The sequence below is a fragment of the Streptomyces sp. CHD11 genome (genome assembly GCF_018638295.1).
Lineage (GTDB): Bacteria > Actinomycetota > Actinomycetes > Streptomycetales > Streptomycetaceae > Streptomyces.
The window spans coordinates 299790-315382 of the sequence record NZ_JABTTS010000003.1 but is presented as its reverse complement, the minus strand read 5'-3'; the positions used below and the strand labels follow the sequence as shown (position 1 = coordinate 315382).

The window sequence follows — 15593 nt, the reverse complement described above, 5'->3', positions numbered from 1 at the left end:
GCAGCCGCCCGGGGTGGCGGCCGGCGGGCCGTGCCGGAGGCGCGGGGCGGAGATCCCGCTCATGGCCGGAGCGCCGGGTGCGACGAGTCCTCCGTCCCGGCGGGAGTGCCGCCCGGGACGGAGGAGGGGGGCCGGACGTACCGGGCTCCCCCCTCCCGAGGGGCGGGCCCGGCACGTCCGGCACGTCCCGCCGGTCAGGCCTGGGCGCCGCTCGCGCGCAGCATGTCCTCGCGCTCGACGATCTTCACCCGGGCGCGGCCCTCGGGCTCGCCCAGTGCCTTCTCCGCGGCGTCCAGGCGATACCAGCCGTCCCACGTGGTGAAACGGACACCGCGCTCGGCGAGGAACGCGTCCACCGCCTCCGGGGCCGGCGAACCGGGCGTCAGCAGCCGCCCGTCCGCGTAGTCCTCCAGCAGGTTCGCCACGGTCTCGTTGGCGTCGCCCTTGGTGTGTCCGATGAGGCCCACCGGACCGCGACGGATCCAGCCGGTGACGTACGTCGAGGGCAGGTGTTCGCCGGTGTCCTGGACGACCCGGCCGCCCTGGTCCGGGACCGTGCCGGAGTCGATGTCCCAGGGCAGCTTGGGGAGTTTGTCGGAGAGGTAGCCGACGGCCCGGTAGACCGCCTGGACGTCCCACTCCTTGAACTCGCCGGTGCCCTTGACGTTGCCGGTGCCGTCCAGCTCGGTGCGCTCGGTACGCAGGCCCACGACCTTGCCGTCCTCACCGAGGATCTCCACCGGGGACTCGAAGAAGTGCAGGAACAGCCTGTGCGGACGGTCGCCGGTGTCGCGGATCGCCCAGTTCTCCAGGGTCTTGGCGACCATGTCGGCCTGCTTGTTGCCGCGCCGGGTCGCGATCGAACCCTCGTCGTAGTCGATGTCCTCGGGGTCGACGATCACCTCGATGTTGGGGGAGTGGTCCAGCTCCCGCAGCTCCATCGGGCTGAACTTCGCCTGCGCCGGGCCACGGCGCCCGAACACGTGCACCTCCAGGGCCCTGTTCTGCTTCAGGCCCTCGTACACGTTCGGCGGGATCTCGGTGGGCAGCAGCTCATCGGCCGTCTTGGCGAGGATCCGGGCCACGTCGAGGGCGACGTTGCCGACACCGAGCACGGCGACCTTCTCGGCCCCCAGGGGCCAGGTGCGGGAGACGTCCGGGTGGCCGTCGTACCAGGACACGAAGTCCGCGGCGCCGTAGGACCCGTCGAGGCCGAGGCCCGGGACCGACAGCGCGCGGTCGGCGGTCGCGCCGGTGGCGAAGATCACGCCGTCGTAGAACATGCGCAGATCGTCGAGGTGCAGGTCGGTGCCGTAGTCCACATTGCCGAACAGACGGATCTGCGGCTTGTCGAGCACCTGGTGCAGGGCGGTGATGATGCCCTTGATCCGCGGGTGGTCGGGGGCGACGCCGTACCGGATCAGTCCGAACGGTGCGGGCATCCGCTCGAAGATGTCGATGGACACGCCCGGTTCGGCGGCCACCTCGGACTTGAGCAGGGCGTCGGCGGCGTAGATCCCGGCGGGGCCGGATCCGACGATGGCTACCCGCAGGGGGCGGGGCATGGTCAGGTTCCCTTCGAGCGATGACAGGCGTCTCGTGGGAAGCCTAAGTTAAGGCATGCCTTACCTGGTACGCGGGTCCGGTCTATGAGCCCATAAGCCTTCTTTATGGCCGGCCCCCCAGGGCTTCTTATGACCCCACCCCTTCACGGCCCCGCTCCCCGTACGTCCGGCTCCGCCGGCCTCAGGGGATCGACTGCTCCGCCCAGATCACCTTGCCGGCGGGCAGATAGCGGGTGCCCCAGCGTTCGGCGAGCTGGGCGACCAGGAACAGTCCCCGCCCGCCCTCGTCGGTCATGGTCGCGTACCGCAGATGGGGCGAGGTGCTGCTGCTGTCGTAGACCTCACAGATCAGATTGCGGTCGCGCAGCATCCGCACCTGGATCGGGGTGCCTCCGTAGCGGAGCGCGTTGGTGACCAGCTCGCTCAGGATCAGCTCCGTGCCGAACGTCAGCTCCTCCAGCCCCCACTCGGCCAGCTTGCGGCTGACCGCGGCCCGCACCTCACCGACGGCCGCCGGATCCGGCGGCACCGGCCACTCGGCGATCCGGTCGGCGGTCAGCGCCCGGGTCCGGGCCACGAGCAGGGCGATGTCGTCGCCGGACCGCACCGGCCGCCGGGACTCCAGTACGACCCTGCAGGTGTCCTCGGGGGAGTTCCCGGCCCGGCGCAGCGCCTCCCTCAGCTGCTCCAGGCCGACGTCGATGTCGTGCGCCCGGTCCTCCACCAGACCGTCGGTGTAGAGGACCAGCCGGCTTCCCTCCGGCAGTTCCAGCTCGGCCGACTCGAACGGCAGACCGCCGAGCCCCAGCGGAGGACCGGCGGGCACCTCCGCGAACTCCACGCCGCCGTCCGGCCGGACCACGGCCGGCGGCGGATGGCCCGCGCGGGCGACGGTGCAGCGCAGCGAGACCGGGTCGTACACGGCGTACAGACACGTCGCTCCCGTCACCGGGGCCACCTGATCGTCCTGTGCCTCGTCCTGGTCGATGCGGCCGACCAGCTCGTCGAGCAGGCCGAGGAGTTCGTCGGGCGGAAGGTCCAGCGCGGAGAAGTTGTGCACCGCCGTGCGCAGCCGCCCCATGGTGGCTGCCGCGTGCAGACCGTGCCCGACGACGTCGCCGACCACCAGCGCGACCCGCGCGCCGGACAGCGGCAGCACGTCGAACCAGTCCCCGCCCACCCCGGCCTGCGCCGGAAGATAGCGGTAGGCGATCTCCAGGGCGCTCTGCGCGGGCAGCGTGCGCGGCAGCAGACTCTGCTGGAGTGTCACCGCCATGCTGTGCTCACGGGTGTAGCGGCGGGCGTTGTCGATGGAGACCGCGGCCCGGGTGACCAGTTCCTCCGCCAGGGCCAGTTCATCGGCGTCGAACGGCTCCGGCTTCCCCGAACGCCAGAAGCTGACCACCCCCAGCATCAGGGACCCGGCCCGCAGCGGCACCGTGATCAGCGAGTGGATGCCGTACTCGATCACCTGTCCGGAGCGATCGACGTCCTGCGCCTGCCAGCCCGGCGCCTCACCCAGCCGGGGCTCGAGGACCGGGCGGCCGGTGGCGAGGCTCTGGCCCTGCGGGGACGAGGCCACGAAGCGGATCTTCTCGCCCCTGGGGTAGAGCGGGGCGTCCTCGGTGATCCCCGTCCTCGCCGTACGGCGCAGCGCGGCGGTCGCGTCCGGGTGTCCGCCCGCCAGCACCGACTCGAACAGGTCCACGGTGACGAAGTCGGCGAACCGGGGCACGGCGAGCTCGGTGAGTTCCTCGGCCGTGCGGGTGACGTCCAGGCTCGTCCCGATGCCCACCCCCGCGTCGTAGAGCATGTTGAGCCGCTCGCGCGACGTCTCGGCCCGGCCGGAAAGGGCACGCAGCTCGGTGGAGTCGCGGACGGTGGCGACACTGCCCCGCGGGCCGCCCGCGCGGTCGGTGGGCCGCTGGTTGAGCGCCAGCAGCCGGCCGCCCACCCGGTGCACCTCGTCGGTGGCCACCCGCCCCGAGGCCAGCAGCTCCGCGGTACCGGGATGCAGCCCGATGTCCATGACATGCCGGCCCTCGGCGTCGTCGGGCAGGCTGAACAGCCGGTGCGCCTCGTCGTTGGCGAGCGTCAGGGTGCCGTCGCCGCCGACGATGATCACCCCTTCCCGCACCGCGTGCAGCACCGCGTCGTGGTGTTCGTACATCCGGGTCATCTCGTGCGGGCCCAGTCCATGGGTCTGCCGCAGCAGCCGTCTGCTCACCAGGGCCGCGCCCCCGACGGCCAGGGCCAGCGCGGCGAACGCCGCGCCCAGCACGAGCGGCAGCTGGTCCTCCGCGGCCCCGCCCACGTTCTCGGTCGTGATGCCCGCCGACACCAGGCCCACCACCGTGCCGTCGTCGTCCTCGACCGGCACCACCGCCTGCACCAGCTCGCCGATGGTGCCCTGGACCTCCTCCACGACCGGCTCCCCGGCCAGCGCGGGCTCGATGGTGCCGACGAACCGCCTGCCGATGCGGTCCGTCCTGGGATGTGTGAAGCGGATGCCGTCGGTGTTCATGACGACGATGAAGTCGACCTTCGCCAGCTCGCGGGCCGCCTCGGCGCGCGGCTGGAGCAGGGCCGTGGGGTCGGGGGAGTCCAGCGCCTCGACGAGGCCCGGCGCGCTGGCGAAGGTCTCCGCGACGGCGAGCGAGCGGTTGCGGGCCTCCTGTGTGCTGTCCCGCTGCACCTGGAGCACCAGTGCCACGACGGCGGCCACGACCAGCAGCAGCACGATCACCAGGTGCAGCACGAACACCTGTCCGGCGACGCTGCGGCCTCCCAGCGCCGACCGCAGCCCCGACGCCGGACGAGAGCGGCCGCCTCGCCGCCGGCGCCGCCAGGCCGACGCCGCGGCGGGCCGCAAGGGCGCCCGGGGCCGGGATCGACCCATGAGTCGGACCATGTGCCATGTCTACACCGCCGCGCCATCCGAGGCGAGGGGCGCCCCACCCGACCGGCGGGTCGCCGACGTCCCCCGGGTCGCGCGCAGCCTTCCCCCTCCTCGGCCGCGCGCGACCCTCCCCCTGCGCGCGACTCGTCCCCCGAAGGTCGCGCGCGTTCTCGGCCGGGCCACCCCGACGGAGCGGCCCGTGGTTTCGTGAGCCGGTTCCCCGGCGGTCCGGCTGCTCAGTCGGCCAGGGCCCGCGCCAGTTCCGTGCTGGCCCGGGCGATGTCGGTGTCGGGCTCGGTGAGCAGGTGGTTCAGCTCGCCGCGCCGGGCGCGCACCGCCTTCCGGGCTGCCCGCTCCCACACCACCGGGTTCTCACGGTGGTTGAGCAGCTTGGGATACGCGGCGGCGGTGTCCTCCCACTGCCGGGCGTCCGCGATGGCCTTGAGCAACCCGATGATCCGGGCCCGGCAGGTGACGTGCGGCAGCTGGGCCAGCTCCCAGAGAAAGGGGACCGCGGCCGCGGTCGCCTGTTCCGTGACGAACCCGTACTGGCAGATCCGTTTGCGCAGATCCTCCAGGGCGGCCAGGGCCGTACCGGCGTCGCCCCAGGCGATGCCGTTGAGCAGCAGGGGGATGGCGGCCGCCGATCCGGTGGAGTCCTGCATCTCGGCCCATGGCACGCGGGACAGCGCCGCGAGGGGCGCGGTCCGTGCCACTCCGGTGGGGGGCCTGTGGCGCACAGGGCGCTCGCTGCCCGGCTGCTGTGTCGAAGCGCTGCGCATGGCGTGGGTGCCTTTCCGCGGCAGTCGTGTCAGGTGGGCGGGTGGGTCGACAACCGGGCCCACACCGTCTTGCCGGCCGGGTCGGTGGGGGTCCAGCCCCACGCCTCGGACAGGGCGTCGACGATGTGCAGCCCCCGGCCGTGCTCCTCGAGGCCGGAGCCGGCACCGGGTGCGTGGACGGGCGGGTGGTCATCGGGGTCGGAGACGGTGAGCAGCAGGTGCGCCGGTTCCAGCCGGAACCCGAGCCGGACGTCCGGCACACCCGGGCAGCGCGGTGCCGCATGGGTCACGGCGTTCACGGCGAGCTCGGCCATCACCAGGGTGGCGTCGTCGCAGCGGTGGCCGAGCGACCAGGCGCCGAGGGTGTCCCGGGTGAAGGACCGCGCCCGGGCGAGGCCCTCCCGGTCGCACCCGATGCGCAGCGCCGCGGAGGCGGACACCGCGCGGACCGTCTCCGGTGCCGGGAGCGGTTCTCCGTACGGTGCCGCCGGGAGAGGGGTGTGGGCGAAGGCGGGGGCCATGCCGGGGCCACCCGCCGGTACCACCGCCACGGCCGGCGGCCGGAGCACAGGAAGAGCAGGTGAGGACACGGCATCTCCTCGATGCGTCGTCAGGACGGGGCGTCGGCAGTGGGGTTGACGCCGCGGCTATTATCCACGCTGACAGCGCTCGCGTGCAATTGCACGAGAAATTGCGCGACATTTTTTCGCCATGCGCGAGGGAAGCCGTGCGCGGTGGAACGTGAACAGCAAGGAGACAGCGGTGCCTGGAGTGCGGAACGGAGTGCGGGCCAGTCAGCTGGACGCCCGCTGGATCAAGAGCCGGCGCAGCAACGCCGAGGGCAACTGTGTCGAGGTGGCCCCGCTGGCCGGGGGAGACGTCGCGATGCGCAACTCACGCGACCCCGACGGCCCTGCCCTCGTCTACACGGCCGCGGAACTGGCGGCCTTCCTGGCCGGCGCGAAGGACGGCGAGTTCGACCATCTGGTCTGAACGCTCCGGGAAGCCGGCGCCGGTCGCCCGGACGGCGCCGGTGAAACGGAGCGGGGTCACCCACTTCCGCGCGGCTTCCCCGCGCGGATGCGCTGAGCCACTGTCAGATGCGATAGTGTGAATCGCCCTTGTGCCGGTCTGCTGGGAGTCAGGATGTCCGCCGCGTCGCATCGAATCTCCCGTCTGGAACCTTATCTGGACAGGCCCGAGCCCGCGCCGACCCTGCTGAAGATGCTGGTCGGCGTGCAGCTGACAGGCTTCCGCGAGGACGCCGGACTGTCCCAGGACCAGGCGGCGCGATCCGTCGGCTTCAGCGGGGCGAAGCTGTCCCGTATCGAGTCCGGCAAGGGCCGCCGTCCGCCCACCGAGAGCGACGTCCGCGCCCTGCTGAAGCGGTACGGCACCGACGACTACGAAGCCTCGGTGCTGCTCAAACTGCTCCAGCGGGCCGGAGAGCCGGGCTGGTGGCAGCGGTACGACAAGCGGCTGATGCCCGAGTGGTTCGACCGTCTCGTCGGACTCCAGGAGGCGGCCGCCACCATCCGCACCTTCGAGATCCAGTACGTCCCCGGACTGCTGCAGACCGCCGCGTACACGCGTGCCGTGGTCGAGCGGGGTCTGCCGAACGCCCAGGCGGGCGAAGTGCAGCGCCGGGTCGAACTGCGGATGCGGCGCGCCGAGCTCCTGCGGCGCGAGGACGCGCCGCAACTGTGGGCCGTCATCGACGAGTCGGTCCTGCTGCGCGTGCTGGGCAGCACCGCCGTGATGCGGGAACAGCTCGAGCACCTGGCGGCGATGTCCGAGCGCTCCAATGTGACGGTGCAGATCGTGCCGCTGGCCGTGACCAACGCGTCCGCTCCCGCGATCCCGGTGACCTACCTGCGCTTCGGCGGGCTCGACCTGCCCGACGTGGTCTATCTGGAGCACATAAGGAGCGCCAACTTCCTCGAGGACCTCGACGAGACGGAGGAGTACCGGATCGCAATGGACCGCCTCGCCGACGAGGCCCTCAAGCCGCGTGATTCCGTGGAGCTCCTGCACAGGACGATCAAGGAGCGTTACGCCGCCGTGTGACGGACGTCCGGAACGCCGGCGCCCCTCGCCGGTCCGCTCAGCGGACCGGCGAGGGGCGCCGCGTCGTCCGGGGTCATCGCGGGAGCCGGCCCACGCCGCCGAACTCGATCCACTCGTCGGTGAGCTGACGCGGCGCCACCTCCGTGTCCGGACGCCAGGTGGACACCTCCACCAGACCCGGCTCCAGGATCTCCAGACCCTCGAAGCAGCCTTCGGCGTCCTTCGGCTCGCGTACCCGGCCCCAGTGTCCCTGGGTCGCCTGGTCCATGAAGTCGGTGACGAACTTCCGGACCTCCGCGTCCTCGCTGACCAGCTGGCACATCACCATGAAGCTGCCGGGAGCCAGCCGTTCACGCACCCGGCGGGCCACGGCGAGGGGGCCATCGGTGTCGCTGTCCGGGATGCAGTGGAAGACCGAGTTGAACAGCACGCAGACCGGCTCGGAGAAGTCGATCAGCCGCTGGGTCTCCGGATGGCCGAATATCGCGTCGGTGTCGCGCATGTCGGCCTGGATGACCACGGTGCGCTCGTCCTGCTCCAGCAGGGCCCGGCCGTGCACCAGCACCATCGGGTCGTTGTCGGCGTACACCACGTGGGTGGTCGGGTCGATGCGCTGGGCGACCTGATGGACGTTCTCCTGGGTGGGCAGGCCGGAGCCGTGGTCCACGTACTGCCGGATGCCGTACTCCTGAGTGAGGGTGCGCACCACCCGCTGGAGGAAGCGGCGGTTGTTCAGCGCCAGCCGCCGGGTGCTGGGGACCACCTTGTCGAGTTCCTCGGTGGCCGCGCGGTCCGCGGCGTAGTTGTCCTTGCCGCCGAGATAGTAGTCGTACATACGTGCGGCTGTCGGCACGGTCGCGTCGATCTCGGTGGACAACTGCTTACCGGTGTGCATCGTTCCCCCTGCGGAGTACCGCGCCAACTGGGCTGACTGGACTGGAGATACATCCTAGGGAGCGCCGTACGGCCCGTGCCAGCCCGTCGGTGAAAGCCCTCGCAGGAATGATGTGACCGGCCCGCCGCGCGACTGCCGAAAGTGTTCATGGTGGCACGGTGAGTGATGCTTGGGCGGTCCTCCCCGGGTGCGGCCGGCCCGGACGACGCCCCCCCCGGGACCGGATCCGCGCCGACGCCTGCGTGGGTACTCGCCCCCGGCTATCGTCGATTTCGTCCCCCTTCGGGACATCGCCGGCGCACCGGTGCCGGCCCACCCGCTGTCCGGGAGGCAGGCATCCATGGACGACTACTACGACCTTGGCCCCTACCGCCGGCCCGTGACCACGTCCTCTGCCACGGCCCAGCTCTGGTTCGACCGCGGGCTGATGTGGACCTACGCCTTCAACCACGAGGAGGCCGTCGCCTGCTTCGAGAAGGCCGCCGAAGCCGATCCGGACTGCGCCATGGCTTACTGGGGCATCGCCTACGCCCTCGGCCCCAACTACAACAAACCCTGGGAAGCCTTCGAAGGCGACGAACTCGCCCGCACCGTCGAGCGCACCCACCGGGCGGTGGAGCGGGCGCACGGGAAGGCGGAAGCCGCCACCCCTGTCGAACAGGCCCTCGTCGAAGCCCTGCGCGCCCGCTACCCCCAGGAGCGGGCCACGGACGACTGCTCGGTGTGGAACGAGCCGTACGCGGACCGGATGCTCGCCGTGTACGAGAGCGCCCCCGGTGACCTCGACGTGGCCACGCTCTGTGCCGACGCCCTGATGAACCTCACTCCCTGGCGGCTGTGGGACCTGCGGACCGGCCGTCCCGCCGACGGTGCCCGCACCCTGGAGGCCAAGGCCGTGCTCGAGGGCGCGCTCGCCACCGGGGCGGGCGCCCGGCACCCCGGCGTCCTCCACCTGTACATCCACCTGATGGAGATGTCCCCCACCCCGGAGGCGGCCCTCACCGTCGCCGACCGGCTGCGCGGCGCCGTACCCGACGCGGGGCACCTGCTCCACATGCCCTCACACCTGGAAGTGCTGTGCGGCGACTACCGCCGGGTCGTCTCGGACAACACCCTCGCCATCGAGGCCGACGAGAAGTACGTCCGGCGGGCCGGCGCCATGAACTTCTACACCCTCTACCGCGCCCACAACCACCACTTCCGGATCTACGGCGCGATGTTCGCCGGTCAGTCACAGGTGGCGCTGGACGCCGCCGCGCGGCTCGAGGACGCCATCCCGGAGAAGCTGCTCCGGGTGCAGAGCCCGCCCATGGCCGACTGGCTGGAGGCGTTCGCGGCGATGCGCGTCCATGTCCTGATCCGCTTCGGCCGGTGGGACGACATCCTGGCGCTGAGCCTTCCCGAGGACCCGGACCTGTACCGCGTGACCACCGCCATGCTGCACTACGCGCGGGGTGTCGCCCTGTCCGCCACCGGCGCCACCGACCGGGCCGAGACCGAACGCGAGCTGTTCCGCGCGGCCGCCGACCGTGTCCCCGCCTCCCGGATGCTCTTCAACAACACCTGCCACGACATCCTCGCCGTCGCGTCGGCGATGCTCGACGGTGAACTCGCCTACCGCAAGGGCGAGTACGATCTCGCCTTCGCCGCGCTGGAGCGGTCCGTGGAACTGGACGACAACCTGCCCTACGACGAGCCCTGGGGCTGGATGCAGCCCACCCGGCACGCCTACGGGGCGCTGCTTCTGGAGCAGGGCCGAGTCGCCGAGGCCGAGGCGGTCTACCGCGCGGACCTCGGGCTGGACGCCACGCTGCCGAGGCCCCTGCAGCATCCGAACAACGTCTGGGCTCTGCACGGCTTCCACGAGTGCCTGCTGCGCACCGGCAGGACCGGCGAGGCCGCGATCATCGCCCGACAGCTCCAGCAGGCGGCCGCGCTGGCGGACGTCCCCATCGACGCATCCTGCTTCTGCCGTCTCGAGACCCGGCCGGCGGCCTCCGGCGACGAGCACCCCTGTCACTGAGCCGGACGCCGGGACCGCGGGAGAACCGGGGGCCGGAAAGATCAGGTGAAGGGAACGGGGTGGACCGGTCCGGCCGGCGCGGGACGCCGGACGGACCGGTCCGTCGTGGCACTCAGCGGGACGCCACGACGGCCTGGAACGACTGCATGCAGGAGAAGCAGTGCCGGTCCGTCGTGAGACGGCGCGGCGACTCCTCCTCCTTGTCCACTCCGCACAGCGTCGAGGACTTGTCCGGTGTCAGGACGTGCCACACCGGCTCCCCCGAAGTGTCTGCACCGCACCACATCTCGTGCATTCCCAGCTCCCTCCGGGTAGGCATGGAGGCCGCTTCCATACCAGCACGGCGATCGCGGGGACGGCTCGTCCGGCGGGCCAGTCGGGTGACATGCCGGGCCGGGATGCATACCGGACGCCGCCGCCGGATGCTGGAGAAGTGAAGAAGGCGCCCATCGTGGTACACCCGCCGCTCGGCTCGGGCGGACGCCGGGTGACGGTGCGCGGTGAGATCGTCGGCCTCGCGGGCTCCGACCGGGACGTGGTGGAGTTCCTGCGGCGCGCGGGTCTGCCGGAGGCGGAACGGCTGCTGGACGACCCGGCGTGGGTCAGGTGGGCCGGCGGCCGGGCCCACCTCTACGACGCGGCGTGACCGGACCGCCGCACACCAACGGGCGCCGCTGAGCGGGGCCCGCGTCCTCCGCCGCGTACAGCGGTCGCACACAGTGCTTGCACACAGCGGTCACCGTCGGCGCCGACTCCGACGGTGACCGCGCCTGTCCGTGTACCCCCGCTTCCTCCCCGCATGCCGTGACCGCGGCCACTTCTGCCCGCGTACGGCTCACGCCGCGTGTAGGGCCCGCTCGCGCGTCCGCGGCCGGCGCGGGCGCACGAGACCGGTGAGATTGCCGGTCCGTACCGGCCCTCTCCTCTCCGACAGTGGCACCGCCAGCCAATCGGCGGCGCCCCCGGCCCTGGCACGGCCCCGACGCACATCCCCCAACCCGTGCCACCGGCCGGCCGGGCGGTCCGCCGCGACAGAGAGGACCACTCGTCGTGCAGCAGCACCCCCACACCAGCAGGCGCAGAACCGGACGGTTCGCCGGACTGACCGCGGCTCTCGCCGCCGTCATCGGTCTGAGCACCGTCGGCGGACCCGGCGCCCACGCGGCGGACAACCCCTACGAGCGAGGCCCGGCCCCGACCGAATCGAGCATCGAAGCGCCGCGCGGCCCGTACGCCGTGTCGGACATCTCCGTCTCCTCGCTCGCCGTCTCGGGCTTCGGCGGCGGCACGATCTACTACCCGACCAGCACCTCCGACGGCACCTTCGGCGCGATCGCCGTCTCGCCCGGCTTCACCGCCTACCAGTCCTCCATCGCCTGGCTGGGCCCGCGCCTGGCCTCCCAGGGCTTCGTGGTGTTCACCATCGACACCAACACCACCCTCGACCAGCCCGCCTCCCGCGGCGACCAACTGCTCGACGCGCTGGACTACCTCACCCAGCGCAGCGCGGTCCGGGGCCGTATCGACAGCAGCAGGCTCGGCGTCATGGGCCACTCGATGGGCGGCGGCGGAAGCCTCGAGGCAGCCAAGGACCGGCCCTCGCTCCAGGCCGCCATTCCGCTGACGCCGTGGAACCTCGACAAGACCTGGCGCGAGTTGCGCACCCCCACCCTGATCTTCGGCGCCGACGGTGACTCGATCGCCCCGGTCTCCAGCCACGCCGAGCCCATCTACACGGGGCTGCCGTCCTCCCTGGACCGGGCCTATCTGGAACTGAACAACGCCTCCCACTTCACGCCGAACTCGTCGAACACGACGATCGCGAAATACAGCGTCTCCTGGCTGAAGCGGTTCATCGACAACGACACCCGCTACGAGAAGTTCCTCTGCCCGCTGCCGCAGCGGAGCCTGACGATCGAGGAGGCCCGGGGCAACTGCCCGCACACCTCCTGAGGTCCCGCACGCGCGAGGGCGGTCCGCGTACGACGCGGGCCGCCCACCGGCGTTGTGCGGGTGCACCGCCGGGCACCCGCACCCTTGGGCGACGGCACACTCCGCTTCCGCCATGAGGTGGGAAGACCCCCTGGTGAGCGGGCAGTTGAGCGTTCACCCAGGTGCGGACGCGTTCCTTCCAGGACACCTTACGCATGAGTAAGGTCGCGGAGATGACCGGACAGACACCCCTGCGGCGACAGGCGATCTCCGAGCTCCTCGACACGCTCCGCACCGACGGCGGTGTCCGCGTGGTGACCGGTGAACCCGGCTGCGGCCGCACGACGTTCCTGGAGCACGCCGCCCGCTCCTTCCGGGCCGGACCGGTGTGGCACGTCCGACGCCCCGGCGGCCTGCACACGCTGCTGCGGGCCGCCGGACACCGCGCGCCCGTGGCCACGCCGCCCGCGCCCGGGCCGATGTCCGGGGACGCGGACGACCCGATCGGGGAGGCACTGTTCGCGGCCCTGCGGGCGGCGGCCGGAGCCGGGCCCCTCCTGGTGTGCGTGGACGACGCACACCTGTGGGACGCGGATGCGCGCGCCGCCCTGGGACACGCCGCCGGGCGGGCGCACTCCGCGGGGATCCGGGCGGGGCTGCTCCTCACCGTCCCCGGCCACCGGCCCGTCGACCGGGAGCTGGCGGCGCTGCCCGTGCTGCGGCTCGGCCCGCTCACTGCCGGGGAAGCGGCGCGGCTGGCCGACGACGCGACGGACGGCGCCGTGCATCCCGCCGTGCGCGAGGAACTGGTGACCGCGGCGGAGGGCAACCCCGCGCTGCTGCTGGCGCTGATCCACCGGCTGTCGCCCGCCGAGCTCGGCGGAGGCCGGGCACTGCCCCGGCCGCTGGCCGACGGCGAGGTGCTGGCCGGGCTGGCCGGCGGATGTCTCGCCGGCGTACCGCCGGACCGGGCCGGACTGCTGCTGACGACGGCCGCCGCGCTGCGGGCGTCGGGAGAACCGGACGCCGACGCGGACCTGGTTCTGCGGGCCGCCGGGGCCTCCGCTGCCGGGCCGTTGCCCGAGGTACTGCTCCTGTTCGGGGGCCGGCTGCGGTTCCGCAGCGCGCTGGCGGGGCGGGCGGTGTACGCCGGAGCCCCGCCGGAACGACGCCGCGCGGCACACCGCGCGCTGGCCGGGGCCATGACGGACCCCGAGGGCATGCTCGCGCTGCTGCACCGCTCGTGGACCGTCACGGGCCCTGCCCCCGCACTGGCGGCCCGGCTGGCCCGGGCGGCGGCGGACCCGGCGTCCGCCCTGCCACCCGCCCTGCGCCGCAGGGCACTTGCGCGGGCGGCCGTTCTCACCCCGGACGACACGGAGCGGGTCCACCATCGCACCGCCGCCGCGAAGCAGGCCGTTCTCGCCGGCCACTGGCCCGAGGCGCTGCGCCTGCTCGACGCGGCCCGGAGCCGTACCGCACCCCCGTCGGCACGCGGCGGGGCGGAACTCCTGCGGGGCGCGGTGCTCCTGGCCGACGGCCCGGTGGACGACGCCCGCGAGTCCTTCCTGCTCGCCGCCGCCCTGCTCACCGCCACCGACCGCGAGGCCGCCACCACGGCCACCCTGGGCGCGGCGGACGCGGCCTGGTCGGCGGGCGATCCAGCGGCCTGCCTGGAGGCCCTCACCTGCTCCCCTCGCCCGCCGACGCCCGCGGGCACGCCCACCCCGCCCTCCGGCACCGCGGCCCGGCGCCCCCTGGCGGGTTCGCCGCCGGCCGGTGTGCCGGACACGGCTGCGGGCGCAGCGACCCCCGCCCCGGCCTCTTCGGCGACCGGCGCCCTGCCCACCCCGGCCGCCGGCCCGCCGGCCGCCGGGCCGGAAGCCGTGGGTGCCGGTGTGGGTGCTTCGGCGGCCGACGGCCTGTCCGGCGTGGTGGGTGCGCACACCTCCGGTTCCCCGGCGAGGGCGACGGCGCCGGCCACCGGCGTCCCGGAGGCGGCCGACGGCCTCTGGCCGTTTCCCGTTCCCGGCCGGGGGGCGGCCGGTGCGCCGGGCGTGGTGGTGGCACCCCCCGGGGATCGGCGGGCTCCGGGTGCCGGTGCTGCGCGGGCCGGCGCGATCGTGGCCCATTCCCGCGAGGGCCTGCTCCGCGACCACCGGGACGGGATGCGGGCCGTGCTGCTGGGACGGTTCGACCAGGCGGCCGTCCTTCTGCGGCGGGTGGTCGAGCAGGGGCTGAGCGGAGACGAACCCGAGCTGCTGCTGAGGTCCGCCGCCGCCGCGCTCATGCTCGGGGAGACGACCGCCGCCCGCCGCGCCGGCGCACGGGCGCTCGCGGCGGCCCGGACCCTCGGTTCCGCCGCCCTCGAACCGAGAGCGCTCGAGTACCTCGCGTACGCCGAACTGCGGGCCGGGCGCCACCAGCTCGCCCGCACCCACGCCGAGGAGGGTCTGCGCACCGCCGCGCGGACCGGGCAGCGGAACACGGCCGCCCACCACCACGCCGTACTGGCGCTCGCCGCGTCGATCGAGGGAGAGCAGGAAGTCGTCGGCGAACATACGGCGGCCTCCCTGCGCATCGCCCGCCGGCACGGCCTGGCGCAGGCGGCCACCCTCGCCCAATGGGCCGCGGCCCGCGCCGACCTGGGCGCCGGCCGTCCCCTCGAGGCCGCCGACCGGCTCGGCCCGCTGGTCCGCCCCGGCGTACGGCGCGGCCACTTCGCGGTGTGGATGCTGGCCGTACCCTGCTTCGTGGAGGCCGCCGCACTCGCCGGCCGGCCCGAACAGGCCCGGGCGGTGGTCGAGGACTTCGCACTCTGGGCCGCCTGCGGAGCCGACCCCCAGGCCCCCGCCCAGCTGATGCGCTGCCGCGCGCTGCTGGCCGCCCCGGAGGCGGCCGGCGCACTGTACCTGCGGGCCCTGGAACGCCACGAACAGACGGCCGGCGACTTCGAACGGGCCCGCACGGAACTCCTCTACGGCAAGTGGCTGCGGCGCAGACGCCGGCTGCGTGAGGCACGGGCCCGCCTCGGCGAGGCGCTGCTGGGCTTCGAGCGGTGCGGCGCGCGGCTGTGGGCGCAGCAGACCGCCGCCGAACTGAGGGCGGGAGGCGCGGCCCCGGGTGGCACCGGGGCGGGGGAACTGTCCCGGCTGACCCCGCAGCAACTGCGTATCGCACGGTGCGTCGCCGAGGGCGCCACCAACCGGGAGGTGGCCCTGCGCCTGTCCGTCAGCACCCGCACCGTCGACTACCACCTGCGGAACGTGTTCGCCACCCTCGGCGTCCGTTCCCGGGTCGAGCTTGTCCGACTGGTCGAACAACCGGAAAAGACCGGTGCACGGCTCTAGGGACCGACCGGACGGTATGCCATCCTTCGGGGCAGGACGAGTCCGGTGGCGGCCGGTCCACGGGCTCCCCGGCCGGCCTC

Annotated in this window: 12 protein-coding genes; 6 read left to right on the top strand and 6 right to left on the bottom strand. The window is 73.2% G+C overall.

What is annotated here, in order from left to right; translation table 11 throughout:
• Window positions 1-194: 194 nt before the first annotated feature.
• The 4 genes from HTV45_RS04975 to HTV45_RS04960 all read right to left on the bottom strand — a co-directional run bounded on the left by HTV45_RS04975 (window position 195) and on the right by HTV45_RS04960 (window position 5767).
• Window positions 195-1565, bottom strand: coding sequence for an FAD-dependent oxidoreductase (locus HTV45_RS04975; protein WP_215204346.1), 1371 nt, complete (start codon window positions 1563-1565; stop codon window positions 195-197).
• A 181-nt stretch (window positions 1566-1746) separates the two neighbouring features.
• Entirely contained in the window at window positions 1747-4476 is a 2730-nt protein-coding gene (locus tag HTV45_RS04970) for a SpoIIE family protein phosphatase/ATP-binding protein (protein ID WP_215204345.1), read from the bottom strand.
• A gap of 224 nt (window positions 4477-4700) precedes the next feature.
• On the bottom strand, window positions 4701-5246 hold the full coding sequence (locus HTV45_RS04965) for a hypothetical protein (RefSeq protein ID WP_215204344.1): 546 nt from the start codon (window positions 5244-5246) through the stop codon (window positions 4701-4703).
• Between the two features lie 29 nt (window positions 5247-5275).
• Window positions 5276-5767 (bottom strand): ATP-binding protein, encoded by a 492-nt coding sequence (locus HTV45_RS04960; protein WP_215204343.1) that lies wholly within the window; start codon window positions 5765-5767, stop codon window positions 5276-5278.
• A gap of 241 nt (window positions 5768-6008) precedes the next feature.
• Here HTV45_RS04960 and HTV45_RS04955 point away from each other — a divergent pair, with 241 nt between their 5' ends.
• Complete coding sequence (locus tag HTV45_RS04955; protein ID WP_215204342.1) at window positions 6009-6239, top strand: DUF397 domain-containing protein; 231 nt, start codon at window positions 6009-6011, stop codon at window positions 6237-6239.
• A gap of 153 nt (window positions 6240-6392) precedes the next feature.
• The gene (locus HTV45_RS04950) at window positions 6393-7313 is read left to right on the top strand and encodes a helix-turn-helix transcriptional regulator (protein ID WP_215204341.1); all 921 of its coding nucleotides are present in this window, start codon (window positions 6393-6395) and stop codon (window positions 7311-7313) included.
• 73 nt (window positions 7314-7386) lie between these two features.
• On the opposite strand, the gene HTV45_RS04945 is transcribed toward HTV45_RS04950, so the two are convergent.
• Window positions 7387-8208, bottom strand: a complete 822-nt coding sequence (locus HTV45_RS04945) for an SAM-dependent methyltransferase (protein WP_215204340.1) — start codon at window positions 8206-8208, stop codon at window positions 7387-7389.
• A gap of 340 nt (window positions 8209-8548) precedes the next feature.
• Here HTV45_RS04945 and HTV45_RS04940 point away from each other — a divergent pair, with 340 nt between their 5' ends.
• A complete protein-coding gene (locus HTV45_RS04940) occupies window positions 8549-10231 on the top strand; it encodes a tetratricopeptide repeat protein (RefSeq protein ID WP_215204339.1) in 1683 nt (560 codons plus the stop codon).
• Between the two features lie 112 nt (window positions 10232-10343).
• Here HTV45_RS04940 and HTV45_RS04935 read toward each other — a convergent pair whose 3' ends face one another.
• On the bottom strand, window positions 10344-10550 hold the full coding sequence (locus HTV45_RS04935) for a hypothetical protein (RefSeq protein ID WP_215204338.1): 207 nt from the start codon (window positions 10548-10550) through the stop codon (window positions 10344-10346).
• A gap of 132 nt (window positions 10551-10682) precedes the next feature.
• Between HTV45_RS04935 and HTV45_RS04930 the strand changes: the two genes are divergently transcribed.
• From HTV45_RS04930 to HTV45_RS04920, 3 genes are all read left to right on the top strand, one after another.
• Complete coding sequence (locus HTV45_RS04930; RefSeq protein WP_215204479.1) at window positions 10683-10877, top strand: hypothetical protein; 195 nt, start codon at window positions 10683-10685, stop codon at window positions 10875-10877.
• Between the two features lie 404 nt (window positions 10878-11281).
• The gene (locus tag HTV45_RS04925; RefSeq protein ID WP_215204337.1) at window positions 11282-12184 is read left to right on the top strand and encodes an alpha/beta hydrolase; all 903 of its coding nucleotides are present in this window, start codon (window positions 11282-11284) and stop codon (window positions 12182-12184) included.
• Between the two features lie 194 nt (window positions 12185-12378).
• Complete coding sequence (locus tag HTV45_RS04920; protein WP_251691249.1) at window positions 12379-15513, top strand: LuxR family transcriptional regulator; 3135 nt, start codon at window positions 12379-12381, stop codon at window positions 15511-15513.
• Window positions 15514-15593 lie beyond the last annotated feature (80 nt).